Origin of the sequence: Aquipseudomonas guryensis (genome assembly GCF_014164785.1) — a bacterium.
Classification (GTDB): Bacteria; Pseudomonadota; Gammaproteobacteria; order Pseudomonadales; family Pseudomonadaceae; genus Aquipseudomonas; species Aquipseudomonas guryensis.
Genome location: NZ_JACJFN010000001.1, coordinates 158,474 through 180,839 on the forward strand (window position 1 = coordinate 158,474; position 22,366 = coordinate 180,839).

25 protein-coding genes are annotated in these 22,366 nt (G+C 62.2%); 2 read left to right on the plus strand and 23 right to left on the minus strand.

Translation table 11 applies throughout. From position 1 onward, the window contains the following. Window positions 1-52 precede the first annotated feature (52 nt). Window positions 53-808, plus strand: coding sequence for a substrate-binding periplasmic protein (locus H3H45_RS00725; RefSeq protein ID WP_220494104.1), 756 nt, complete (start codon window positions 53-55; stop codon window positions 806-808). A gap of 169 nt (window positions 809-977) precedes the next feature. On the opposite strand, the gene H3H45_RS00730 is transcribed toward H3H45_RS00725, so the two are convergent. The 21 genes from H3H45_RS00730 to trmJ all read right to left on the minus strand — a co-directional run bounded on the left by H3H45_RS00730 (window position 978) and on the right by trmJ (window position 19,696). After that, window positions 978-1,766 (minus strand): amidohydrolase, encoded by a 789-nt coding sequence (locus H3H45_RS00730; protein WP_182831870.1) that lies wholly within the window; start codon window positions 1,764-1,766, stop codon window positions 978-980. A gap of 90 nt (window positions 1,767-1,856) precedes the next feature. After that, window positions 1,857-3,005, minus strand: coding sequence for a pyridoxal phosphate-dependent aminotransferase (locus H3H45_RS00735; RefSeq protein WP_182831871.1), 1,149 nt, complete (start codon window positions 3,003-3,005; stop codon window positions 1,857-1,859). 145 nt (window positions 3,006-3,150) lie between these two features. Then, the gene (gene der, locus H3H45_RS00740) at window positions 3,151-4,614 is read right to left on the minus strand and encodes a ribosome biogenesis GTPase Der (RefSeq protein ID WP_182831872.1); all 1,464 of its coding nucleotides are present in this window, start codon (window positions 4,612-4,614) and stop codon (window positions 3,151-3,153) included. 79 nt (window positions 4,615-4,693) lie between these two features. Continuing rightward, the gene (gene bamB, locus H3H45_RS00745; protein WP_182831873.1) at window positions 4,694-5,845 is read right to left on the minus strand and encodes an outer membrane protein assembly factor BamB; all 1,152 of its coding nucleotides are present in this window, start codon (window positions 5,843-5,845) and stop codon (window positions 4,694-4,696) included. Continuing rightward, window positions 5,838-6,479: a tetratricopeptide repeat protein gene (locus H3H45_RS00750; RefSeq protein WP_328822209.1), complete on the minus strand. Its 642-nt coding sequence runs from the start codon at window positions 6,477-6,479 to the stop codon at window positions 5,838-5,840. The genes bamB and H3H45_RS00750 overlap by 8 nt, the downstream gene beginning before the upstream one ends. A gap of 29 nt (window positions 6,480-6,508) precedes the next feature. Continuing rightward, window positions 6,509-7,798: a histidine--tRNA ligase gene (gene hisS, locus H3H45_RS00755; protein WP_182831875.1), complete on the minus strand. Its 1,290-nt coding sequence runs from the start codon at window positions 7,796-7,798 to the stop codon at window positions 6,509-6,511. 18 nt (window positions 7,799-7,816) lie between these two features. Next, window positions 7,817-8,929, minus strand: a complete 1,113-nt coding sequence (gene ispG, locus H3H45_RS00760; protein ID WP_182831876.1) for a flavodoxin-dependent (E)-4-hydroxy-3-methylbut-2-enyl-diphosphate synthase — start codon at window positions 8,927-8,929, stop codon at window positions 7,817-7,819. 2 nt (window positions 8,930-8,931) lie between these two features. Next, the gene (locus H3H45_RS00765; RefSeq protein ID WP_182831877.1) at window positions 8,932-9,990 is read right to left on the minus strand and encodes a helix-turn-helix domain-containing protein; all 1,059 of its coding nucleotides are present in this window, start codon (window positions 9,988-9,990) and stop codon (window positions 8,932-8,934) included. Then, on the minus strand, window positions 9,990-10,751 hold the full coding sequence (gene pilW, locus H3H45_RS00770; protein ID WP_182831878.1) for a type IV pilus biogenesis/stability protein PilW: 762 nt from the start codon (window positions 10,749-10,751) through the stop codon (window positions 9,990-9,992). The genes H3H45_RS00765 and pilW overlap by 1 nt, the downstream gene beginning before the upstream one ends. 11 nt (window positions 10,752-10,762) lie before the next feature. Further along, complete coding sequence (gene rlmN / locus H3H45_RS00775; RefSeq protein WP_182831879.1) at window positions 10,763-11,911, minus strand: 23S rRNA (adenine(2503)-C(2))-methyltransferase RlmN; 1,149 nt, start codon at window positions 11,909-11,911, stop codon at window positions 10,763-10,765. A 24-nt stretch (window positions 11,912-11,935) separates the two neighbouring features. Continuing rightward, window positions 11,936-12,367 (minus strand): nucleoside-diphosphate kinase, encoded by a 432-nt coding sequence (gene ndk / locus H3H45_RS00780; RefSeq protein ID WP_182831880.1) that lies wholly within the window; start codon window positions 12,365-12,367, stop codon window positions 11,936-11,938. A gap of 114 nt (window positions 12,368-12,481) precedes the next feature. Beyond that, entirely contained in the window at window positions 12,482-12,682 is a 201-nt protein-coding gene (gene iscX, locus H3H45_RS00785; RefSeq protein WP_173209172.1) for a Fe-S cluster assembly protein IscX, read from the minus strand. Between the two features lie 14 nt (window positions 12,683-12,696). Beyond that, entirely contained in the window at window positions 12,697-13,038 is a 342-nt protein-coding gene (gene fdx, locus H3H45_RS00790; RefSeq protein ID WP_182831881.1) for an ISC system 2Fe-2S type ferredoxin, read from the minus strand. Then, window positions 13,038-14,906: a Fe-S protein assembly chaperone HscA gene (hscA, locus tag H3H45_RS00795; RefSeq protein WP_182831882.1), complete on the minus strand. Its 1,869-nt coding sequence runs from the start codon at window positions 14,904-14,906 to the stop codon at window positions 13,038-13,040. Before hscA ends, fdx begins: the two co-directional genes overlap by 1 nt. Window positions 14,907-14,948: 42 nt before the next feature. Next, window positions 14,949-15,470, minus strand: coding sequence for a co-chaperone HscB (gene hscB, locus H3H45_RS00800; RefSeq protein WP_182831883.1), 522 nt, complete (start codon window positions 15,468-15,470; stop codon window positions 14,949-14,951). A 7-nt stretch (window positions 15,471-15,477) separates the two neighbouring features. Beyond that, a complete protein-coding gene (gene iscA, locus H3H45_RS00805; protein ID WP_173209176.1) occupies window positions 15,478-15,801 on the minus strand; it encodes an iron-sulfur cluster assembly protein IscA in 324 nt (107 codons plus the stop codon). A gap of 27 nt (window positions 15,802-15,828) precedes the next feature. After that, on the minus strand, window positions 15,829-16,215 hold the full coding sequence (gene iscU / locus H3H45_RS00810; RefSeq protein WP_069517686.1) for a Fe-S cluster assembly scaffold IscU: 387 nt from the start codon (window positions 16,213-16,215) through the stop codon (window positions 15,829-15,831). Between the two features lie 48 nt (window positions 16,216-16,263). Then, complete coding sequence (locus H3H45_RS00815; RefSeq protein WP_182831884.1) at window positions 16,264-17,478, minus strand: IscS subfamily cysteine desulfurase; 1,215 nt, start codon at window positions 17,476-17,478, stop codon at window positions 16,264-16,266. 32 nt (window positions 17,479-17,510) lie between these two features. Beyond that, window positions 17,511-18,002 carry a Fe-S cluster assembly transcriptional regulator IscR gene (gene iscR, locus H3H45_RS00820; RefSeq protein WP_173209178.1) on the minus strand — a complete coding sequence of 164 codons (492 nt, stop codon included), beginning with the start codon at window positions 18,000-18,002 and terminating at the stop codon, window positions 17,511-17,513. Window positions 18,003-18,141: 139 nt separating this feature from the next. Beyond that, window positions 18,142-18,924 carry a serine O-acetyltransferase gene (gene cysE, locus H3H45_RS00825; RefSeq protein WP_182831885.1) on the minus strand — a complete coding sequence of 261 codons (783 nt, stop codon included), beginning with the start codon at window positions 18,922-18,924 and terminating at the stop codon, window positions 18,142-18,144. Beyond that, complete coding sequence (trmJ, locus tag H3H45_RS00830; protein ID WP_182831886.1) at window positions 18,917-19,696, minus strand: tRNA (cytosine(32)/uridine(32)-2'-O)-methyltransferase TrmJ; 780 nt, start codon at window positions 19,694-19,696, stop codon at window positions 18,917-18,919. Before trmJ ends, cysE begins: the two co-directional genes overlap by 8 nt. A 147-nt stretch (window positions 19,697-19,843) precedes the next feature. On the opposite strand from trmJ, the gene suhB reads away from it, so the two are divergent. Further along, window positions 19,844-20,659, plus strand: a complete 816-nt coding sequence (gene suhB, locus H3H45_RS00835) for a type III secretion system regulator SuhB (RefSeq protein WP_182831887.1) — start codon at window positions 19,844-19,846, stop codon at window positions 20,657-20,659. Window positions 20,660-20,722: 63 nt separating this feature from the next. Here suhB and H3H45_RS00840 read toward each other — a convergent pair whose 3' ends face one another. Continuing rightward, entirely contained in the window at window positions 20,723-21,271 is a 549-nt protein-coding gene (locus tag H3H45_RS00840; RefSeq protein ID WP_182831888.1) for a glycine zipper 2TM domain-containing protein, read from the minus strand. Between the two features lie 177 nt (window positions 21,272-21,448). After that, entirely contained in the window at window positions 21,449-22,357 is a 909-nt protein-coding gene (secF, locus tag H3H45_RS00845) for a protein translocase subunit SecF (RefSeq protein WP_182831889.1), read from the minus strand. Window positions 22,358-22,366 lie beyond the last annotated feature (9 nt).

The window sequence follows — 22,366 nt, forward strand, 5'->3', positions numbered from 1 at the left end:
GTCTACCGTTCTAACTAGACTGCAGATTGTTGTCTGCTGGTGGAGACCGCTGATGCGCAAATCTGGATTGCTACCCCGCTGCCTGCTGCTCGGCCTGCTGCTGGCCGGCACCAGCCTGAGCAATGCCGCCGACGTAGTAATGGCCTTCGGCGAGAAGATTCCGCCCTTCTGCTTCCCCGAAAGCGACAGCGGCATCGAGCTGGAAATCATCGGTGAAGCCCTGGCCTTCAAGGGCCATCAGCTCAAACCGCGCTACTACCCGCTGGCCCGTGTGCCGCTGACCTTTCGCCAGGGGGAAGTGGATGCGGCGATGACCGACTTGGGCCAGGATCTCAGTGAAATCGGCGCCCACTACGGCAATCCGGCGGTCATCTACCAGAACGTATTGGTCACCCTCAAAGGCCGCAAGCTCAGCATCAAGAGACCGGAAGACCTAAAGGGGCTGAGCGTGGTGGCCTTTCCGGGTGCGGCCAAGCGCTACCCGGAGTGGCTGGCCGCCAGCGAGCAGGCCGGCCTGTACTTCGAACAGAATAATCAGGAGTTGCAGGTGCTTGGCCTGAACAAGGCGCGCTACGACGTGGTGCTAAGTGATCGCAGCATCTTCCGCTACTTCGAGCTGCTGCTGGAGCGCACCACCCTGTTCAAGGCCAAGTCGGTGCAGATGCACGAGTTCACCGAAGTCGAGCCCGACGACTACCGCCCGGTATTCCGCGACCCGCAGATCCGCGACGACTTCAATGCCGGCCTGGAACACCTCAAGGCCACGGGGCGCTACCAGGAAATCTACGATCACTACCTGCAGCAATAATGCCCACGGTTCCGCTCACAATCTCCCGTAGTGTGCGCCATACATCCCCAAGGCCACATAGGGCATTTCGCTGCGCACGACGCCCCTGCAGAAGGGGCGCTATGTCCCATCCTGTGCACCCCTCATTGGTCGCGGCTGGAGAAGATCGCATGCAGGTTCCGAGAACCTGTCAGGATTCGCCCAGGCTGAAAGCATCGGCATCCAGATGCGCGGGAAAACGTTCGCGATAGGTCGACAGGTTTGCGGCACTGAGGCGCACACGGAACACTCCACCCACCTCGCCCGGCGCCAGCAGCGCCTCGCCCTGGAAGTCCAGCACCTGGCTGTCGCCGCTGTACGGGTGGCCATTGCCATCGCTGCCGATGCGGTTGACCGCCGCCACGTAGCACAGGTTCTCGATCGCTCGCGCCGGTAGCAGGCGGTTCCAGTGCTGGCGCCGCATCGCCGGCCAGTTGGCGGTGTACAGCAGCAGGTCGGTGCCGCCAGCATCGCGGCTCCACACCGGGAAGCGCAGGTCGTAGCAGATCAGCGGACGCACCCGCCAGCCATTCAGTTCCAGCAGCACCTGCTGTTCGCCGGCGGCGTAGTGCTTGTGCTCGCCAGCCATACGGAACAGGTGACGCTTGTCGTAATGCGCCAGCGTGCCGTCCGGGCGCGCCCACAGCAGGCGATTGCGGTAGCTGCCATCGGCGGCCTGGATGATCAGGCTGCCGCAGATCACCGAGCCGATGCGTTCGGCCTGCTCCAGCAGCCAGGCGGTAGTCGGCCCGTCCTCCGGCTCGGCCAGGGCCGAGGAATGCATGGAGAAACCGGTGCTGAACATTTCCGGCAGGATCACCAGATCGGCAGCACGCGCCTCGGCCAGCAGCTCGGCAAAGTGCGCGCGGTTGGCTGCCGGGTCCTGCCAGGTCAGCTCGGTCTGGATCAGCGCCAGTTCGAGATCGGGTTTATGGCTCATCGCAACGCCTCAAAGTGATTTTTTGTAGGAGCCAGCTCGCTGGCGATCCCCACAGATCAAAAGCATCGCCAGCAAGCTGGCTCCTACCGGTTAAACCGCACAGAGCTTCTCGGCGGCCTGACGCAGGGTGTCTTCGCGCTTGGCGAAGCAGAAGCGCACCAGGCGCAGCTCGGCCGGCGGTTGCTGGTAGAACACCGACACCGGAATGGCCGCCACCCCGTGCTCGCGGGTCAGCCATTCGGCCATGGCCACGTCATCCAGGTCGGGGCGGATCGCCGAATAGTCGACCAGCTGAAAATAGGTGCCGGTAGTGCGACGGAAGCGGAAACGCGAGTTAGCCAGCAGATCGCAGAACAGGTCACGCTTGCTCTGGTAGAACGCTGGCAGCTCCTCGACATGCTCGGGATACTCGCTCATGAAGTCGGCCAGCGCCCACTGCAGTGGAGTTACTCCACAGAAACTGACGTACTGGTGCACCTTGCGCAGCTCCGCGGTCAGCGCCGGCGGCGCCACCACGTAGCCGGTCTTCCAGCCGGTGACGTGATAGGTCTTGCCGAACGAACTGACCACGAAAGCACGCCGGTACAGCTCCTCGTGGGCCAGCACGCTGGCGTGCGCCACGCCGTCGAATACCAGGTGCTCGTAGACCTCGTCGCTGATCAGGTAGATATCGCGCTCGCGGATCAGCGCCGCCAGGCGATCCAGCTCGGCGCCGGAAATCAGCGCGCCGCTGGGGTTGTGCGGGCTGTTGAGGATGATCAGCCGCGTGCGCGGACTCAGTGCATCCTGCAGACGCTGCCAGTCGATGGCGAAGTCCGCAAGAGCCAGCGGCACATGCACGCAGCGCCCACCGGCCAGCTCCACCGAGGGCTCATAGCTGTCGTAACTGGGATCAAAGACGATCACCTCGTCACCGGGATGGATCAGCGCCTGGATCGCACAGAAGATCGCCTGGGTGGCGCCCGGGGTGATGGTCAACTCCGCATCGGCACTGACGCTACGTCCGTAGCAGCGGGCAATCTTCGCCGCCACCTGCTCGCGCAAGGCCGGCAGGCCGGTCATCGCCGCGTATTGGTTGTGGCCGGCGGCGATATGCCGGCCGACGGCATCACGCAGGGCCTGCGGCCCGTCGAAGTCGGGGAAGCCCTGGGACAGGTTGAGCGCGCCGGTTTCCGCGGCGAGCTGGGACATGCGGGTGAAGATGGTGGTGCCGACATGCGGCAACTTGCTGGTGAGCATCAGGCCTATTCCTGCAGACGGGCGCAAGCCGCGAGGATAGCCGATGGGCGCTGGCGGATGCAGCAGTCACGGACATGAAAAGGGCGCAGAAGCTTATGCTTCTGCGCCCTTTCAAACCACGCTAGCCAACCGGCTGACGCGACGCTTACTTCTTGTCGCGACGTTTTTTCTCAGCCTTCTTATGGTGGCTCATCAGACGACGCTTCTTGTTCACCTGACGGTCGGTGAGGGTGTTCTTCTTGCCCTCGTAGGGGTTCTCGCCGCCCTTGTATTCGATGCGAATCGGCGTACCGACCAGCTTGAGCACGCGGCGGAAGGTATTCTCCAGGTAGCGCGAGTAGGACTTCGGCACCGCATCGACCTGGTTGCCGTGGATCACGATCAGTGGCGGGTTGGCGCCACCGAGGTGGGCATAGCGCAGCTTGATGCGACGGCCACTGACCATCGGCGGCTGGTGCTCGCGCACCGCGTCCTCGAGGATCTGGGTCAGGCGGTTGGTCGGCCAGCGGGTGATCGCCGACTTGAACGAGGCCTGCACCGACTTGTACAGGTTGCCCACGCCCGTGCCGTGCAGGGCGGAGATGAAGTGGATGTCGGCATAGTCGACGAAGAACAGCCGGCGCTCCAGCTCGGTCTTCACGTAGTCGCGCTCGCCAGGCTCCATGCCGTCCCACTTGTTCAGCGCGATGACCAGCGCGCGGCCGGATTCGATGGCGAAGCCGAGCAGATTGAGGTCATGGTCGACCACGCCTTCACGGGCATCCATGACGAAGATCACGACGTTGGCGTCCTTGATCGCCTGCAGGGTCTTCACCACCGAGAACTTTTCCACTTCCTCGTGGATCTTGCCGCGCTTGCGTACGCCGGCGGTGTCGATCAGCGTGTACTTCTCGTCATTGCGCTCGAACGGGATGTAGATGCTGTCGCGGGTGGTGCCCGGCTGGTCATAGACCACCACGCGCTCCTCACCGAGCATGCGGTTGACCAGGGTCGACTTGCCGACGTTGGGTCGGCCGATGATGGCGATCTTGATGCCATCCTTCTCGCTCGGACCGGGGATGCGCTTGGCTTCCTCGCCTTCGGCGACCTCTTCGTCGATGGCGTCCTCTTCCGCGTCTTGCGGGAACTCACCGAGTGCTGCTTCGAGCATCTGGGTGATGCCACGGCCATGGGCGCCAGCAATCGGCAGGGCTTCGCCCAGGCCCATCGGGCTGAATTCGGCACGGGCGATGTCCGGATCGATGTTGTCGATCTTGTTCACCACCAGGTAGCTACGCTTGTTGCGCTTGCGCAGGTGCTCGCCAATCATCTGGTCGCCAGCGGTCATGCCGGCACGGGCGTCGACCAGGAACAGCACGACATCGGCTTCCTCGATGGCCAGCAGCGACTGCTCGGCCATCTTCTCGTCGATGCCCTCTTCGTCGCCGGAAATGCCGCCGGTGTCGACCAGGATGTAGCTACGACCTTCCCACTTGGCCTCGCCGTACTGGCGATCACGGGTCAGCCCCGACAGGTCACCGACGATGGCATCGCGGCTGCGGGTCAGGCGGTTGAACAGGGTCGACTTGCCCACATTGGGACGGCCCACCAGGGCGATTACCGGAACCATTGGGCTCCTCCACAACTAAATCCAGAAAACACAAAGGCCGCTGCCGTAGAACGGCAGCGGCCGGACATTGCAAAACAGCTTAGCGGATGGTCAGCGCGACCAGTTTTCCGCTGTTGCCGTAGGCGTAAATCCAGTCACCCACCACCAGCGGACGGGCACGCAGGCCGTCGCCGTCGATCTTCTTGCGACCGACGAAGTGGCCATCCACCTGACTCAGCAGGTGCAGGTAGCCTTCCAGGTCGCCGACTGCGACGTAGCTGGAAAACACTTCGGGAGCCGACAGCTGGCGACGGGCCAGGGCATCGTTGCTCCACAGCGCCGAAGTGGAGCGCTCGTCGATGCTCTCGACACTGCCACCGGCCTGGCTGACGTAAACGTTGCCGAAGCCCTGGGCCAGGCCCACGTAGCTAGAGGCTTCGCGCTGCCACAGCTGGCGGCCACTGTCGATGTCGATGGCAGCCACTTTGCCCTGGTAGGTCACCACGTACAGGGTGCCACCGGACAGCAGCAGGCTGCCGTCGATGTCGACTACCCGCTCCAGCTCGGAACGGCCTTGCGGCACGGCCACGCGCTGTTCCCACACCGGGATGCCACGCTGGATATCCAGGGCAATCACCTTGCCGGTGGACAGGCCGGCGATGGCCAGACGGTTGGTCACTACCGGACTGCTGGTACCGCGCAGGGTCAGTACGGCCGGGCTGTTCTCGAAGATCCAGCGTTGCTCGCCGGTGCTCGCATCCAGACCGATCAGGCGATCGTCCTGGGTCTGCACCACCACTACGTCACCGTTGGTGGCCGGAGCGGACAGCACTTCGCTGGTCACGCGGGCGCGCCAGCGCTCTTCACCGGAGCTGGAGTCGAGGGCGACGACTTCACCCTTGAGGGTGCCGACCAGCACCAGGCCATAGCCGACGCCCACGCCACCGGATACCGGCAGTTCCAGGTCGACTTTCCAGAACACGTCGCCACTCAGGCGATCGAGCGCCATCACCACGCCTTCGGCATCGGCGGCGAACAGGCGCTCGCCGTCCACGGCTGGGGTCAGCAGGTTATACAGCTCGCCCTGACCGTCACCGATGGAGCGGCTCCACTGGCTCTGCAGCTCGACTTCTTCCTGGAACTCAGGGAGTTCGGCAGGCGGCAGTTCCTTCTTGCTGTTGCTGCTGCAACCCACGGCCAGAACGGCCAGGGCCAGCACGGCGGCATTCTTCCAGCGCATCACGTCACGCATCCCCTTTTGCCAGGTCGTCGAGCTTCATTTGCAGGCCACCTACGGCAGCATCGTCGGCCAGTGCTTGCTTGGCTTTCTGATAGGCCGCATGGGCATCGTCGGTACGGCCGAGCTGCACCAGCAGATCGCCCTTGAGTTCTTCACGGCTGGCCAGCCAAGCTTTGTCCGCTTCGCCATCCAGCAGCTTGAGGCCATCTTCGACCTTGCCCTGGGCGGCCAGCACGCGTGCCAGGCGCTGGCGAGCCAGCTCGGCCACGGTCGCGTCGACCGGCTTTTCGGTCAGCGCCTTCAGTTCTGCCGCTGCATCGTCCAGCTTGCCATTTTCCACCGCCACCTTGGCCACAAACAGAGCCGCGTACTGGGCATAGTGGCTACCGGCATGCTCGCTCTTCAGCTTGCCCGCCAGTTCGGCAACCTTGGCGACATCCGGCTTGCCCTCGGCAGTCAGGCTGGTTTCCAGCAGTTGCTGATAGATCAGCGAAGCCGTTTGCGCCTGGGTGCTCTGGTATTCCTGCCAACCTTTCCAGCCGAATACCAAGGCCAGCGCCAGTACGCCACCCGTCAGCAGGGGTTTGCCATTGCGCTGCCACCAGTCCTTGATCTGCGCAATCTGTTCGTCTTCGGTCATGCTCACCCCGGTAACTCCTTAATTCTCGATGTGCTTCAAGCCTGCGCCAGGCAGGTGGCAAGGTGCTGCGCAAGCGCATCCCAGGCAATGGTTTGTTGTTCGCTGTCGTCGCGCAAAGGTTTGCAACCTACCACGCGGGTGGCCAGTTCGTCCTCACCCAGAATCAGGGCAAAGCGTGCGCCGCTCTTGTCGGCCTTCTTGAACTGGCTCTTGAAACTGCCGGCACCGGCGTTGACCACCAGGCGCAAGCCCGGCATAGCATCACGCAGACGCTCGGCCAAGGTCAGGGCAGCCAACTCGGCCGGCTCGCCAAACGCGCACAGGTAAAGGTCGGCCGGGCTGTGCAGTTCTGCGGGCACCAACTCCAGGGTTTCCAACAGCAGCACCAGGCGCTCGACGCCCATGGCAAAGCCGACGCCCGGTGTCGGCTTGCCGCCGAACTGGCTAATCAGCCCGTCGTAACGGCCGCCGGCACACACTGTGCCTTGCGAGCCGAGCTTGTCGGTAACCCACTCGAACACGGTACGCCCGTAGTAATCCAGGCCACGCACCAGCTTCGGATTGATTTCGTAGCCAATACCGACCGCATCCAAACGGGCCTTGAGCCCCTCGAAGTGCACGCGCGATTCCTCGTCGAGGTAGTCGTGCAGGGTCGGCGCGCCAACCAGCAAGGCCTGGGTCTGGGCATTCTTGCTGTCGAGAATGCGCAACGGGTTGGTGGTCAGACGACGCTGGCTATCTTCGTCGAGCTGCTCGAAGCGCTCCTGCAGGTAGGCCACCAGGGCATCGCGATAGACCGCACGAGCTTCGCTCGAACCCAGGCTGTTGAGCTGCAGAGTCACCGAGTCGGCCAGCCCGAGCTTCTGCCACAGGCGCGCGGTGAGCACGATCAGCTCGGCATCGATATCCGGCCCTGGCAGGTTGAAGACTTCCACGCCGACCTGGTGAAACTGGCGGTAGCGACCTTTCTGCGGCTTCTCATAGCGGTACATTGGACCGGCGTACCAGAGCTTCTGCACCTGGCCGCCACCGGTCAGACCATGCTCCAGCACAGCCCGCACGCAGCCGGCGGTGCCTTCCGGACGCAGGGTCAGAGACTCTTCGTTGCGGTCGAGGAAGGTGTACATCTCCTTGTCGACCACATCGGTGCCTTCGCCGATGCCGCGGGCGAACAGCTCGGTGAATTCGAGCACCGGCAGGCGGATTTCCTTGTAACCGTAGCCATCCAACAGGGTGGCCAGGGTGTTCTCCAGATAACGCCAAGTCGGCGTCTGCTCCGGCAGGATGTCGTTCATGCCGCGGATGGCTTGTAGGGTCTTGCTCACAAATATTCCTTAGTGCGATCAGCCGCGGGCGATAACGGCCGCTTCGGCTTCGACCTTCTCAGCCGCTTTCTGGCGGATCAGCTTTTCCAGCTGGTCTACCAGGTTTTCATTGGTCAGTTTGTGCGCCGGCTTGCCGTCGATATAGATCAGGTTGTTCGGCGAGCCACCGGTCAGGCCGATATGCGCTTCCTTGGCCTCACCGGGGCCGTTGACCACGCAGCCGATCACCGCCACATCGAGCGGTACCAGCAGGTCTTCGACGCGGGTTTCGAGCTCGTTCATGGTCTTCACCACATCGAAGTTCTGCCGCGAGCAGCTCGGGCAGGCGATGAAGTTGATGCCACGCGAGCGCAGGCGCAGGGACTTGAGGATGTCGTAGCCGACCTTGATCTCTTCCACCGGATCGGCGGCCAGGGAGATGCGAATGGTGTCGCCGATGCCGTCCATCAGCAGCATGCCCAAGCCGACTGCGGACTTCACCGTACCCGAGCGCAGACCACCGGCTTCGGTGATGCCCAAGTGCAGCGGCTGCTCGATCTGCTTGGCCAGCAGGCGATAGGCCTCCACAGCCATGAATACGTCGGAAGCCTTCACGCTGACCTTGAAGTCAGGAAAGTTCAGGCGATCCAAGTGCTCGACATGACGCAGCGCCGACTCGACCAGCGCGGCCGGGGTCGGTTCGCCGTATTTCTTCTGCAGGTCTTTTTCCAGTGAACCGGCATTGACCCCGATGCGGATCGGGATGCCTTTGTCGCGGGCTGCTTCAACCACTGCACGCACGCGGTCTTCGCGACCGATATTGCCCGGGTTGATGCGCAGGCAGTCGACGCCCAGCTCAGCCACTCGCAGGGCGATCTGGTAATCGAAGTGGATGTCGGCCACCAGCGGTACACGGACCTGCTGCTTGATCTTGCCGAAGGCTTCGGCGGCCTGCATATCCGGCACGGACACCCGCACGATATCGGCGCCGGCCTCTTCCAGGCGGCGGATCTGTCCGACGGTGGCGGCCACGTCGCAGGTATCGGTGTTGGTCATGCTCTGCACGGCAATCGGCGCATCGCCGCCCACCGGAACCGAGCCGACCCAGATTTTACGGGACAGGCGACGCTTGATCGGAGATTCGCAATGCATGCTTATTGCCCCAGCTTGAGACGGGCGGTTTCACCATGGGTGAAAGCGGCAACGTCGACCGGCTGACCATCCAGGCGCACCTGGGCGCCGCGGGCAAAACCAAGACGCAGCTCCAGCGGGGCCTTGCCGACCAGCTCGATACTTTCACCACGACGCTTCAGAGCGCTGATTAGAACCTTGCCAGTGGCATCGGTCAGCTGCGTCCAGCAGTCCGCCGTGAACTGCAGATGCACCTTGGACTCACCGGCAGCCGGCACAAGCGCCACGACCGGTTCGCTGACCACCGGCGCAGCAGGCTCAGGAGCCGGCGGGGTGACAGGAGCAGGCTGTATGGGCGAAGCAGCAGGGGCAGGAGCGGCAGGTACGACCGGCGGTTGAACGTCTGGTTGTGGCACGAGCGGAGCCTGATTACCAGCCTCAACCGGTGCAGCTACCGCTGGCGGCGTGACCGCCTCGCTGGCGACAGGCACTTCAGGCTGCGCCGCAAGCTCTGCAGTCAACACCGGCGCCACGGGTTCGACAGCGCCTTGCGCGTCGGCAACGGCCTGGTCTTCCGGCTCGTCCAGGGGATGAATCTCCGTGGTGCCGTCCGCACCTTCGACCTCGACATGTTCCAGTCCGAGATCGGCCGGCAAGGTCGGTACATTGCCCGCACCGGCCTGCCACCAGAAAAACGCCCCCGCACCCAGCGCCAGCAACAGGCACAGACTGACCATCTTCAGGATGCTTTGCGAAAGCCGCACAGGCTCTTCGATGCGTCCCAGGCTGTGCACGCGGCTACCGCTGGCGTCACTACCGGTAAACTGGTCGAACTCACTGACCAGGCGATTCTGGTCCATGCCCAGCAACTTGGCATAGGCGCGCACATAACCACGGGCAAAGGTGTGCCCCGGCAGTTTCTCGAATGCGCCAGACTCCAGCTGCTGCAGGGCTTGAGCGGTCAAATGCAGTTGCGCAGCCACGTCGGCCAATACCCAGTTCTTGCTCTCGCGAGCCTTGCGCAGGGTTTCGCCCGGATTCACACGACTCGCCGCTACTGCTTCGGGATGCGACGTTTTCATCACTGCTCCGACAGGTATTGCTGGTATTCCGGAGTACCCGGATAAAGTCTCTTCAGCTGCAGGCCGAGGCTCGCAACCTGGTCACGATCCTCGAACACCTTGGCCAGGCGGATACCCAGCAACAGGCTGGCCGGCGTCTGCTCGGACTGCTGACTGAAGCGTTCATAAAAACCACGTGCGGGCACGTACTGTTTGTCCTCGAGGGACAGCTGCGCCATCTGCAGCAGTGCCAGGGTACGCCGGCTATTGAGGCGCAGGGCGCGCTCGAAAAAGGCCTTCGCCTCATCACGACGGCCAAGCTGCAGCGCAGTCATGCCTAGGTTTTCGAATACCCGTGAGCGCTCGGAATACAGGGTGTCTTCGGAGGCTTTGAGATAGACATCGAAGGCCTCCTGATAGCGCTTCTGCTCGAAGAGGAAGCCGCCATAGTTGTTGAGGACGCGGGCTTCGCCGGAGCTCAGGGACAGCGCCTTGCGGTAATGCTGTTCGGCCAGCTTGTTTTCCATCTCGCGCTGGAACACCACCGCCAGAGTGGCATGCGCCTCGGCGCTGGACGGATCGAGTTCCAAAGCCGATTTCAGAGGTGCCTTGGCCTTCTCTGTAGCGCCCTGGACCAGATAACCGAGCCCCAACTGGATGTAGGCATCACGCGCCTGATCACGCCCTTCTTCCGTACTCAGCGGGTCCTTGGTCCCGCCATCAGTGATGCAACCCGCCAACAGGCCGGCAAGAGACAGGAAAAGCGCAGCGCGCAAGGTCATGAACATCCCCTTCAGGTTCTATTTTCGCTATTGCGAGGTTCTTCGGCCTCGTTACCCAGCTGACGCACGGCGATATAACGCTCGCTACGCCGCGTGCGGTCCTGTACCTGGCCAACCAGCTGGCCACAGGCGGCATCGATGTCATCGCCACGCGTGGTGCGCACGGTGACATTGTGCCCAGCCTTGTACAACAGGTCCTGGAAGCGACGAATGGCGTTATTGCTCGGCCGTTCGTAACCAGAGAAGGGGAATGGATTAAACGGAATCAGATTGATCTTGCAAGGAAAATCCTTGAGAAGTGCGATCATCTGCTCAGCGTGCTCAGGCTGGTCGTTGACATCCTTGAGCAGGGTGTACTCGATGGTCAGGAAGCGCTTCTCGCCCAGACCCTCGATGTAACGACGGCAGGCAGGCAGCAGCACATCCAGCGGGTATTTCTTGTTGATCGGCACCAGTTCGCTACGCAGCGCGTCGTTCGGCGCATGCAGCGACAGAGCCAGCGACACGTCGATGACCTCGCCCAGCTTGTCGATCATCGGCACCACGCCGGAGGTGGACAGGGTCACCTTGCGCTTGGAGATGCCATAGCCAAGGTCGTCCATCATGATGCGCATGGAGGCAACGACATTGTCGAAGTTCAGCAGGGGCTCGCCCATGCCCATCATCACCACGTTGGTGACTGCACGGTCGATCTTGGCCGGCACGGTGCCGAAGGATTTATTGGCAATCCATACCTGGCCGATGATTTCAGCGGCGGTCAGGTCGCTGTTGAAGCCCTGCTTGCCGGTGGAACAGAAGCTGCAATCCAGCGCACAGCCGGCCTGAGATGACACACACAGGGTGCCACGGCCGCCTTGCGGGATGTACACGGTCTCGACGCAGCTGCCGGACGCCACGCGCACCACCCACTTACGGGTGCCGTCGCTGGAAATGTCCTGGCTGACAACCTCGGGACCACGAATTTCGGCACAGGCCTTGAGCTTTTCGCGCAAGGCCTTGCCCAGATTGCTCATGGCGTCGAAATCATCGACGCCAAAGTGGTGAATCCATTTCATCACCTGGCCGGCACGGAAGCGCTTGTCTCCGATGGACTCGAAGAAGCTTTCCATTTCAGTCTGGGTCAGACCCAGCAGATTGATTTTACCGGCAGTTGCAGTCATGGAATCACCCTCGCCTGTTCGCGCTTAGCGAATGCGAGCGCACACCTCGGTGGCGGCGAAGAAGTATGCGATTTCGCGAGCGGCGGAAGCCTCGGAATCGGAACCGTGTACGGCGTTTTCGTCGATGGAAACGGCGAAGTCAGCACGGATAGTGCCAGCAGCAGCTTCTTTCGGGTTGGTAGCGCCCATCAGCTCACGGTTTTTCAGGACAGCGTCTTCGCCTTCCAGAACCTGAACGATGACCGGACCGGAGGTCATGAAAGCCACCAGATCCTTGAAGAAACCGCGCTCGCTGTGCTCGGCGTAGAAGCCAGCAGCTTCGCGCTCGGACAGTTGAACCATTTTCGAAGCAACGACGCGCAGGCCGGCTTTTTCGAAACGGGTGGTGATCTCGCCCACTACGTTTTTGGCAACGGCATCGGGCTTGATGATGGAGAAAGTGCGTTGAACAGCCATGTGAAACTCCGGAAACAAGGATTAAAGCGAACAAGTAAACCCGCGAATTATACGCGGGTTAGGAAAAAATGCGTAGGCCGGCACCGAGCGGCGCCGTCAGTTACTGGATTTCAGTTACTCGGCTTCTTCGATCCAGGCAGCCTGGATCGCTTCCAGCACCTTCTCGCCGCCGCGCTGCGGATCGTCGCTGAAATCCGGCAGAGCCAGCACCCAGCGGTGCAGGTCGACGAAGTTGACGTAGCGCGGATCGACATCCGGCTTGCTTTCAGCCAGTTCTATGGCGATATCCAGCACATCAGCCCATTTCAGACTCATGACAGCTCCTTCGATCAGTGCGGCGCTTCAGCGGCATGGTTGAGCGAGTATTTGGGGATTTCCACTGTCAGATCTTCCGTCCCGACGATCGCCTGACAGGCCAGGCGCGATTGCGGCTCCAGGCCCCAGGCCCGATCAAGGAAGTCTTCCTCCAGCTCGTCGGCCTCCTCCAGCGAGTCGAAGCCCTCGCGCACGATGCAGTGGCAGGTCGTGCAGGCACAGACACCGCCACAGGCGCTTTCCATCTCTATGTGGTGCGCATGGGCCACCTCGAGAATGGAGGTGCCAGGCTCAGCCTCGACCACCATGCCGTCCGGGCAGAACTTCTCGTGGGGCAGAAAAATGACCTGCGGCATCAGTTATCCTCAATTTCATTCAGATTGCGTCCGGCCAGAGCAGCCTTCACAGTCGAGTCCAGGCGCCGGGCAGCAAAGGCGTCGGTCACCTGCGACAGGCGCTTGGTCTGCTGCTCGATGGCGTAACCGTCGCTACCTGTCATCAATTCGGCCAATTCCTGCACCTGCATCTCGATAACCAGACGCTCTTCGGCATCCAGCAAGCGCTCACCATCGGCCTCCAGTGCCGCCCGCACCGCTTCGATCAGGCGCTGAGCATCGACCTGCTGCTCGCGCAGCACCCGGGCAACCTTGTCATCCCCAGCATTCTGGAAGGACTCCTGCAGCATGCGGGCGATCTCACCATCGGTCAGGCCATAGGACGGCTTGACCTGGATACTCGCTTCGACACCAGAACCCAGCTCGCGGGCCGCGACGCTGAGCAGGCCGTCTGCATCCACCTGGAAGGTCACGCGAATCTTTGCCGAGCCGGCCACCAGCGGGGGAATGCCTCGCAGCTCGAAGCGCGCCAGGGAGCGGCAATCGCTGATCAGCTCGCGCTCACCCTGCAGCACATGGATCATCATGGCTGTCTGACCATCTTTATAAGTGGTGAAGTCCTGCGCGCGCGCCACCGGAATCGTGGTGTTGCGCGGAATGACCTTCTCCATCAAGCCGCCCATGGTTTCCAGCCCCAGGGACAGCGGAATCACGTCGAGCAGCAGCAGCTCTTCGCCGTTGCCACGCTGGTTGCCAGCCAGGGTATCGGCCTGGATCGCGGCACCGATGGCCACCACCTGATCCGGGTCGATATCGGTCAACGGTTGACGACCGAACAGCTCGCCGACCGAGGCACGCACACGCGGCACACGGGTGGAGCCGCCGACCATGACCACCGCCTCGACTTCGTCGATCTCGATGCCGGCATCGCGCACCGCGCGGCGACAGGCCTTGAGGCTGCGCGCCAGCATGGGCTCGATCAACGCATCGAACTGCGCACGACTCAGCTCGCCGCGCCAGTCGCCATGCATCAGCTCGACCGCATCAGCAGTGGTCAGTGCCTCCTTGGCCGCGCAAGCAGCCTGCAGCAGGCTGCGCTGGGTACCCGGGTCGATATCCATGGACAGGCCAGCCTGCTGCATCATCCAGCCGGCGATGGCATGGTCGAAGTCATCGCCGCCCAGGGCGCTGTCACCACCGGTAGCCATGACCTCGAACACGCCACGACTCAGGCGCAGAATGGAAATATCGAAGGTACCGCCGCCCAGGTCATAGATGGCGACCACGCCCTCGGCCTGCTGGTCGAGGCCATAGGCCACCGCCGCCGCGGTCGGCTCGTTGAGCAGACGCAGCACATTGAGGCCGGCGAGGCGCGCCGCATCCTTGGTCGCCTGGCGTTGGGCATCGTCAAAGTAGGCCGGTACGGTGATCACCGCACCCACTAGTTCGCCACCCAGCGCCTCTTCAGCACGCAGGCGCAGTACCTTGAGAATCTCGGCCGACACTTCGACCGGGCTCTTGGCGCCCTGCACCGTGTCGACGAATGGCATATGCGATTCACCAACAACGAAGCGATAGGGTAACTGCTCACCGAGCTGTTTGACGTCCTCCAGACCACGCCCCATCAGGCGCTTGACCGACAACACGGTATTCAGCGGATCGAGCGGTGCGGCCAACTTGGCGGCCTGCCCCACTTCGACACGATCGGCGTGATAGCGCACCGCCGACGGCAGGATGACCTGCCCCTCGGCATCCGCCAGTGGCGCGGACAAGCCGCTGCGCACGGCAGCGACCAGGGAATTGGTAGTACCTAGATCGATACCCACGGCCAAGCGACGCTGGTGGGGTTGGGGACTCTGGCCGGGTTCGGCGATCTGCAGTAGGGCCATGATGCTCAGGAAGTCAGGCGGGCAGCCGCAGCTGCACGGCGGTTAATCGTCGAGGCGCTCTTCCAGCTGGCGCACTTCGTGGGACAACTTGTCGAGAAACTGCATACGTCGCACCAGGCGCTCAGCCTCCTCGCGACGCTGCACGTCATCCCAACAAGCAGCAAAACCTGCATCAAGCTCATCCTGAGCCTGTTTCAGGCGGCGCTTGAACGCCGCCACACCAGCCACATCGGCACTGTCCTGCAGATCTTCCAGCTCTTCGCGCAAGCGCATCTGCTGAAGCAGGAACTCGGGGTCCTGCACGGTCACTTCCATCGGCAGCTCGCGACCGCGCAGAGCCAGCAGATAGAGGGCGCGGCGCGGCGCATTCTTCAGGGTCTGGTAAGCCTCATTAAGGCTAGCCGAATGCTCCAGCGCCAGACGCTGATCGCGCTCGGGGGCATCGGCAAAACGATCCGGATGCATGGTCTTGGCCAGCTCGCGGTAACGCGCGGAAAGCTGCGCCAGGTCCAGACGGAAGGCGGGCTGCAGATCGAACAGAGCAAAGTGACAGGGTCTACCCACGCTAGCCTCAGACGTTGAAGCTCTCGCCGCAGCCGCATTCGCCGCGCACGTTGGGGTTGTTGAACTTGAAGCCCTCGTTGAGCCCCTCGCGGACGAAGTCCAGCTCGGTGCCATCGATATAGGTCAGGCTCTTCGGGTCGATGATGACTTTCACCCCGAAGCTTTCGAACACCTGATCCTCGGCTGCCAGCTCGTCGACGAACTCCAGCACATAGGCCAGGCCCGAGCAGCCCGTGGTGCGCACACCCAGACGAATGCCCGCACCCTTGCCACGCCCCTCAAGGGAGCGCTGCACGTGACGTGCGGCGGCTTCGGTCATGCTGATAGCCATAGAGCAACTCCTTACGCGACAACGAACTCAGACCAGGCCTTTCTTCTGCTTGTAGTCGCGCACGGCCGCCTTGATGGCGTCCTCGGCGAGTACCGAGCAGTGGATCTTCACCGGCGGCAACGCCAGTTCTTCGGCCAGCTGGGTGTTCTTAATGGTTTCCGCTTCATCCAGGGTTTTGCCCTTCATCCACTCGGTAGCGAGGGAGCTGGAAGCGATCGCCGAACCGCAGCCGTAGGTCTTGAACTTGGCGTCTTCGATCACGCCCTGCTCGTTGACCTTGATCTGCAGGCGCATGACGTCGCCGCACGCCGGGGCGCCGACCATGCCGGTGCCGACGTTCGGATCCTCGGCATCCATCTTGCCGACGTTGCGCGGATTCTCGTAATGGTCGATGACCTTTTCACTGTAAGCCATGGTGCAATTCCTCTTTCATCAGGTGCCGCTCTTGGGGCGACTAAACAATCAATGGGCCTGCCATTCGACCTTGGACAGATCGACACCTTCTTTGAACATATCCCACAGCGGCGAAAGCTCGCGCAGCTTGGTGACGGCATCGCGAATCTTCGACGCGGCGTAATCGACTTCTTCCTCGGTGGTAAAGCGACCGAAGGTGAAGCGGATCGAGCTGTGCGCCAGCTCGTCGTTGCGGCCGAGGGCGCGCAGGACGTAGGACGGCTCCAGCGAAGCAGAGGTGCAGGCGGAACCGGAGGAAACCGCCAGATCCTTGAGCGCCATGACCAGCGACTCACCTTCGACATAGTTGAAACTGAGGTTGAGATTGTGCGGGACGCGCTGGCTCATGCTGCCGTTGATGTACAGCTCTTCCATGCCCTCGACCTGCTTGTAGAAGCGGTCACGCAGGGCACGAATGCGTTCGTTTTCCTGGGCCATTTCGACCTTGGCGATCCGGAAGGCTTCGCCCATGCCGACGATCTGGTGAGTCGCCAGGGTGCCGGAACGCATGCCACGCTCATGACCACCGCCGTGCATCTGCGCCTCCAGACGGACGCGCGGCTTGCGGCGCACGTAGAGCGCGCCGATGCCCTTGGGCCCGTATGTCTTGTGCGCCGAGAAGGACATCAGGTCGACCTTGAGCTTCTCCAGGTCGATTTCCACCTTGCCGGTGGACTGCGCCGCGTCGACATGCAACAGCACCCCGCGGGAGCGGGTCAGCTCACCGATGGCGCCGATGTCGTTGATGGTGCCGATCTCGTTGTTGACGTGCATGATCGAAACCAGAATGGTGTCGTCGCGCAGCGCGGCCTCGACCAGCGCCGGAGTGATCAGGCCGTCTTCACCGGGTTCCAGGTAGGTAACCTCAAAGCCTTCGCGCTCCAACTGGCGCGTCGAGTCGAGCACGGCTTTGTGCTCGATCTTCGAGGTGATGATGTGCTTACCCTTGGTGCTGTAGAAGTGCGCAACACCCTTGATCGCCAGGTTGTTGGACTCGGTAGCACCGGAGGTCCAGACGATCTCGCGCGGGTCGGCATTGACCAGCTCGGCCACCTGACGGCGACCATTCTCGACTGCCTCTTCGGCCTTCCAGCCGAACACATGGGAGCGCGAGGCCGGGTTGCCAAAGTTGCCATCCACCAGCAGGCACTCGCTCATCTTTTGCGCAACGCGCGGATCGACCGGGGTGGTGGCGGAATAATCGAGGTAAATCGGCAATCTCATCAGATTTCTCCTAATACAGGCTGGCGCCCTGCTCAATCGACGGCGGACGCTTCAATCTTATCCAGGCGCGGCGTCCTGCCATTGCAACGGCGCTGATCCTGACGCAGAGCGACTTCCTGCACTTCGCTACGGGTCACCAGGTCAGCCAGGCTGATCCCACTGAGGAATTCGTGAATCTGCTGACTGAGGTCACACCACAGATGGTGGGTCAGACAGGTATCGCCAGAGTGGCAATCACCCTGGCCTTGGCAGCGCGTGGCATCGACCGACTCATTGACTGCATCGATCACCTGGGCCACTTGAATGACCCGCATATCGCGCGACAACTGATAACCGCCACCCGGCCCACGCACACTGCTGACCAGGTTGCCACGGCGCAGCTTGGCAAACAGCTGTTCGAGATAGGACAGGGAAATACCCTGACGCTCGGAAATATCGGCCAGGGACACCGGCCCATGCTGGGCGTGCAGCGCCAGATCGAGCATCGCGGTGACGGCGTAACGGCCTTTGGTGGTCAAGCGCATGGTGGTTACCACGGTTTCGCTGAAGTGCCGCAAGTATCCCCTTTTCCTACTAATTAGGTCAACTATAAGACCTATTAAAATAGTAGGAATTAGGCTTGGCGAGGGGCGCGAATCATAGCAAAAACCTTCAACCTAGACATCAGGCAGCAGGCTTGTCGCCCTGCTGCTCCTTGCACACACCCTCGAAGTCTTCATCACGCAGGGCCGGCAGCTCTTTGGCGCAGTAGTCACTGCCCAGGGCCTTGAGCGCCCCGCACATGCCTTCGAGGCGCGAATCGACCGCCTGCAGGTGATCGAGCAGCTGACCAATGGCACGCGCCACCGGGTCCGGCATGTCCTGGCTGACGCCGTAGGCATCGAAACCGAGCTTCTCGGCCATGGCCTGGCGCTTGGCCTCCTGCTCGTCATCCGCCTTGGCAATGATCCGCCCGGGAATACCGACAGCCGTGGCACCAGCCGGCACCGCCTTGGTCACCACCGCATTGGAACCGATCTTGGCTCCGGCACCGACGGTGAACGGACCGAGCACCTTGGCCCCCGCCCCAACCACCACACCATCTTCCAAGGTCGGGTGACGCTTGCCCTTGTTCCAGCTGGTGCCGCCCAGGGTCACGCCCTGGTAGAGCGTGACATCATTGCCGATCTCGGCAGTCTCGCCGATGACGATGCCCATGCCGTGATCGATGAAGAAGCGGCGACCGATCTTCGCCCCCGGATGAATCTCGATACCGGTCAGCCAGCGCCCGAAGTTCGACACCAGCCGCGCCAGCCATTTCCAGCCGTTCACCCACAAGCCATGGGCCAGACGGTGCAGCCAGACCGCGTGCAGACCCGGATAGCAGGTGACCACCTCAAACGCATTGCGCGCTGCCGGGTCGCGATGAAATACGCTCTGGATATCTTCGCGCACACGCTCAAACATCGTCTTTTCTCCGCTTGTGAGGCTCGCCACGCACTGCTTTCTGGGTTTCCGTGAGGATGCCACGGAGAATATTCATTTCCAGCTTGCTGATGCCACTACGCCCATACAGGCGGCGCAGGCGCGGCATCAGGTGGCGCGGATTGCTCGGATCGAGGAAGCCGATTTCAACCAGCACGTTCTCCAGATGGACATAGAACGACTCCAGCTCATCGGTGGTGACCGACTGCGTATTGAGCATCGCCGTGGTTTCCAGCTTGCTCATCTTGGTCGGCTGCCCCTGAGCCGCCAGCCAGGCCATGCGCACCTCGTAAACCAGCACCTGCACTGCGGTAGCCAGGTTCAGCGAACTGAACGCCGGATCGGACGGAATATGCACATGGAACTGGCAGCGCTGCAGCTCTTCGTTGGTCAGCCCGGCGTACTCGCGACCGAACACCAGAGCAACCTCGCCACCCTGCTCCGCGTGCTGCAGACAGGTCGTCGCGCACTCGCGCGGATCGAGCAGCGGCCAGGGAATGCGCCGGTCGCGGGCACTGGTACCGAGCACCACACTGCAGCCGACCAAGGCTTCTTCCAGCGTGGCGACCACCTGCACCGCATCGAGGATGTCGGTTGCGCCGGAGGCCCGCGCCACCGCCTCGCTGCTGGGGAATTCCACCGGATCAACCAGCACCAGGCGCGACAGGCCCATGTTTTTCATGGCCCGCGCGGCACCACCGATATTGCCGGGATGACTGGTATTGACCAGAACTACACGAATATTCTGCAGCAAGACCAGCTCCAGCCAGGGCACGAAAGGGGCATCGATCTTACAGGACTCAAGCGGACTTACGCCACGCACGACAAAGGCTAGGCTACATCCAAGCAGCTTTTCTGCTAGTATGGCCGGCTTTCTTTAACGACCCAGGTGAATCTCCCCATGCAGCCCATGCTGAATATCGCGCTGCGCGCAGCCCGCAGCGCCGGTGAACTGATCTTCCGCTCCATCGAGCGCCTGGACGTCATCTCGGTCAGCGAGAAAGATGCCCACGACTACGTGTCCGAAGTCGACCGCGCCGCCGAGCAGACCATTATCCAGGCCCTGCAGAAGGCTTACCCGACGCACGGCTTCATGGGCGAGGAAAGCGGCATCATTCAGGGCACTGGCGATGGCGCCGACTACCAGTGGATCATCGACCCGCTGGATGGCACCACCAACTTCCTGCGCGGAGTGCCGCACTTCGCCGTCAGCATCGCCTGCAAATACCGTGGCCGCCTTGAGCACGCCGTAGTACTCGACCCGGTTCGCCAGGAAGAATTCACCGCCAGCCGCGGCCGTGGCGCCGCCATCAATGGCCGTCGCCTGCGCGTCAGCACCCGCAAGAGCCTGGACGGCGCCCTGCTTGGCACCGGTTTCCCGTTCCGCGACAGCCAGCTGGAAAACCTCGACAACTACTTCGGCATGTTCCGCAGCCTGGTTGGCCAGACCGCCGGCATCCGCCGCGCCGGCGCCGCCAGCCTGGACCTGGCCTACGTGGCCGCCGGCCGTTACGACGCCTTCTGGGAGTTCGGCCTGTCAGAGTGGGACATGGCCGCAGGCGCCCTGCTGATCCAGGAAGCGGGCGGCCTGGTCAGCGACTTCAGCGGCGGCCACGACTTCCTCGAAAAAGGCCAGATCGTTGCCGGCAACACCAAATGCTTCAAGGCCGTGCTGACTGCCATCCAGCCGCACCTGGCACCCTCGATGAAGCGCTGAAACACGCTATCGAGCTATTAAAAAAAACCGCCCCGAAGGGCGGTTTTTTTATGCCTTACAGCATTACTGGATCACCTGTGCCGGCTCGGCCAGCACCAGCTGCCCCTGCTCATTGAGTGGAATGCGGCTACCCGGATCACGATCCATGCGCACCTGGCCAACCTTGCCATCAACCTGATACTTCACGTCATAACCGACCAGCTTTTCACTGGTATCGGTCACCGTATTGCAGCGGGTCTCGGTGGTGGTGTAAGTGGCGCCTTCCTGCATGTTTTCCTGCACCTTGTTGCCGGCATAACCACCGCCGACAGCGCCGGCAACGGTTGCGAGCTTCTTGCCGTTACCGCCGCCCACCTGGTTACCCAGCAAACCACCCACCACCGCACCGATAGCCGTACCGGCGATCTGATGCTGATCCTTGACCGGCTTCTGCCGGGTCACGGTGACGTCCTTGCACACTTCGCGCGGGGTCTTGATGGTTTCATTCACCGGCTGCACGGCCAACACCTCGGCATATTGAGGACCGCTGACCAGACTGTAGGTCGCCACGGCACCACCGGCAGTGACACCCACCGCCCCCAACACTGCGCCCACGATCATCGACTTGTTCATTTGGCCCTCCCAGGACTCATCCGACTCGACGCGCATTGCGCCATTGTTCCTAGCCTTGGAGACGACATCGCCTGCCAAGTTCCTCCCCGCAATCGGCATAACCGACAACTGGGAGCCTCGTCACACCCCATAAACACAAAGCCCGGCTTGAGCCGGGCTTTGTCGGTACAGACAAACTCAGGGACGCTCGTCCACTTCCTCCGCCTCAACCGGCGGAATCAGATCCTCAGTGGTCAGATTCAGCCAGATCAGCACCACGTTGGCGATGTAGATCGACGAGTAGGTACCCGCCAACACGCCAACGAATAGAGCGATGGAGAAACCGAACAGGTTGTCACCTCCGAAAACCAGCAGCGCCACGATCGCCAGCAAGGTGGAAATCGAGGTCGCCATGGTACGCAGCAGGGTCTGCGTAGTGGAGATGTTGATGTTGTCGATCAAACTGGTCTTGCGCAGCACGCGGAAGTTCTCACGCACCCGGTCAAACACCACAATGGTGTCGTTCAGCGAGTAGCCGATGATCGCCAGCACCGCAGCCAGCACGGTCAGGTCGAAGGTGATCTGGAAGAACGACAGGATACCCAGCGTTACCACCACGTCATGCACCAGCGAGACGATGGCGCCCACGGCGAATTTCCACTGAAAACGGAACGCCAGGTACAGCATGATGCCGCCCAGCGCCAGCAGCATGCCCAGGCCGCCCTGATCACGCAGCTCCTCGCCCACCTGCGGGCCGACGAACTCGACTTTCTTCACCTGCACCGGGTTGCCGGCATCGGCAGCACTCAGCGCTGTCACCACCTTGCTACCCAGCTGCGGGTCATCACCTTGCATGCGCACCACCACATCGGTGGTGGCACCGAAGCTCTGCACCACGGCATCGGCAAAACCAGCCGCCGCCAGCTGCTCGCGCACCTGATTGAGATCAGCCGGCTTCTCATAGCTCAGCTCGATCTGCGCACCACCGGTGAAGTCGAGACCGAAGTTCAACCCCTTGAAGAACCAGCTACCCAGCGCAATCAAGGTCAGGAGCACGGTGACGGCGAACGCAACGTTGCGCACGCCCATGAAATTGATAGTTTTCATCTCAGCCCC

Coding starts and splice junctions, on each gene's coding strand:
- iscR (WP_173209178.1), bottom strand. CDS start 18,002: ATGCGCTTGACCACCAAAGGCCGTTACGCCGTCACCGCGATGCTCGAT.
- der (WP_182831872.1), bottom strand. CDS start 4,614: ATGGTTCCGGTAATCGCCCTGGTGGGCCGTCCCAATGTGGGCAAGTCG.
- H3H45_RS00725 (WP_220494104.1), top strand. CDS start 53: ATGCGCAAATCTGGATTGCTACCCCGCTGCCTGCTGCTCGGCCTGCTG.
- bamB (WP_182831873.1), bottom strand. CDS start 5,845: ATGCGTGACGTGATGCGCTGGAAGAATGCCGCCGTGCTGGCCCTGGCC.
- iscX (WP_173209172.1), bottom strand. CDS start 12,682: ATGAGTCTGAAATGGGCTGATGTGCTGGATATCGCCATAGAACTGGCT.
- secF (WP_182831889.1), bottom strand. CDS start 22,357: ATGAAAACTATCAATTTCATGGGCGTGCGCAACGTTGCGTTCGCCGTC.
- fdx (WP_182831881.1), bottom strand. CDS start 13,038: ATGCCGCAGGTCATTTTTCTGCCCCACGAGAAGTTCTGCCCGGACGGC.
- iscA (WP_173209176.1), bottom strand. CDS start 15,801: ATGGCTATCAGCATGACCGAAGCCGCCGCACGTCACGTGCAGCGCTCC.
- H3H45_RS00765 (WP_182831877.1), bottom strand. CDS start 9,990: ATGAAAACGTCGCATCCCGAAGCAGTAGCGGCGAGTCGTGTGAATCCG.
- cysE (WP_182831885.1), bottom strand. CDS start 18,924: ATGTTTGAGCGTGTGCGCGAAGATATCCAGAGCGTATTTCATCGCGAC.
- H3H45_RS00840 (WP_182831888.1), bottom strand. CDS start 21,271: ATGAACAAGTCGATGATCGTGGGCGCAGTGTTGGGGGCGGTGGGTGTC.
- suhB (WP_182831887.1), top strand. CDS start 19,844: ATGCAGCCCATGCTGAATATCGCGCTGCGCGCAGCCCGCAGCGCCGGT.
- pilW (WP_182831878.1), bottom strand. CDS start 10,751: ATGACCTTGCGCGCTGCGCTTTTCCTGTCTCTTGCCGGCCTGTTGGCG.
- rlmN (WP_182831879.1), bottom strand. CDS start 11,911: ATGACTGCAACTGCCGGTAAAATCAATCTGCTGGGTCTGACCCAGACT.
- H3H45_RS00735 (WP_182831871.1), bottom strand. CDS start 3,005: ATGCTCACCAGCAAGTTGCCGCATGTCGGCACCACCATCTTCACCCGC.
- ispG (WP_182831876.1), bottom strand. CDS start 8,929: ATGCATTGCGAATCTCCGATCAAGCGTCGCCTGTCCCGTAAAATCTGG.
- H3H45_RS00730 (WP_182831870.1), bottom strand. CDS start 1,766: ATGAGCCATAAACCCGATCTCGAACTGGCGCTGATCCAGACCGAGCTG.
- ndk (WP_182831880.1), bottom strand. CDS start 12,367: ATGGCTGTTCAACGCACTTTCTCCATCATCAAGCCCGATGCCGTTGCC.
- hscA (WP_182831882.1), bottom strand. CDS start 14,906: ATGGCCCTACTGCAGATCGCCGAACCCGGCCAGAGTCCCCAACCCCAC.
- iscU (WP_069517686.1), bottom strand. CDS start 16,215: ATGGCTTACAGTGAAAAGGTCATCGACCATTACGAGAATCCGCGCAAC.
- H3H45_RS00815 (WP_182831884.1), bottom strand. CDS start 17,478: ATGAGATTGCCGATTTACCTCGATTATTCCGCCACCACCCCGGTCGAT.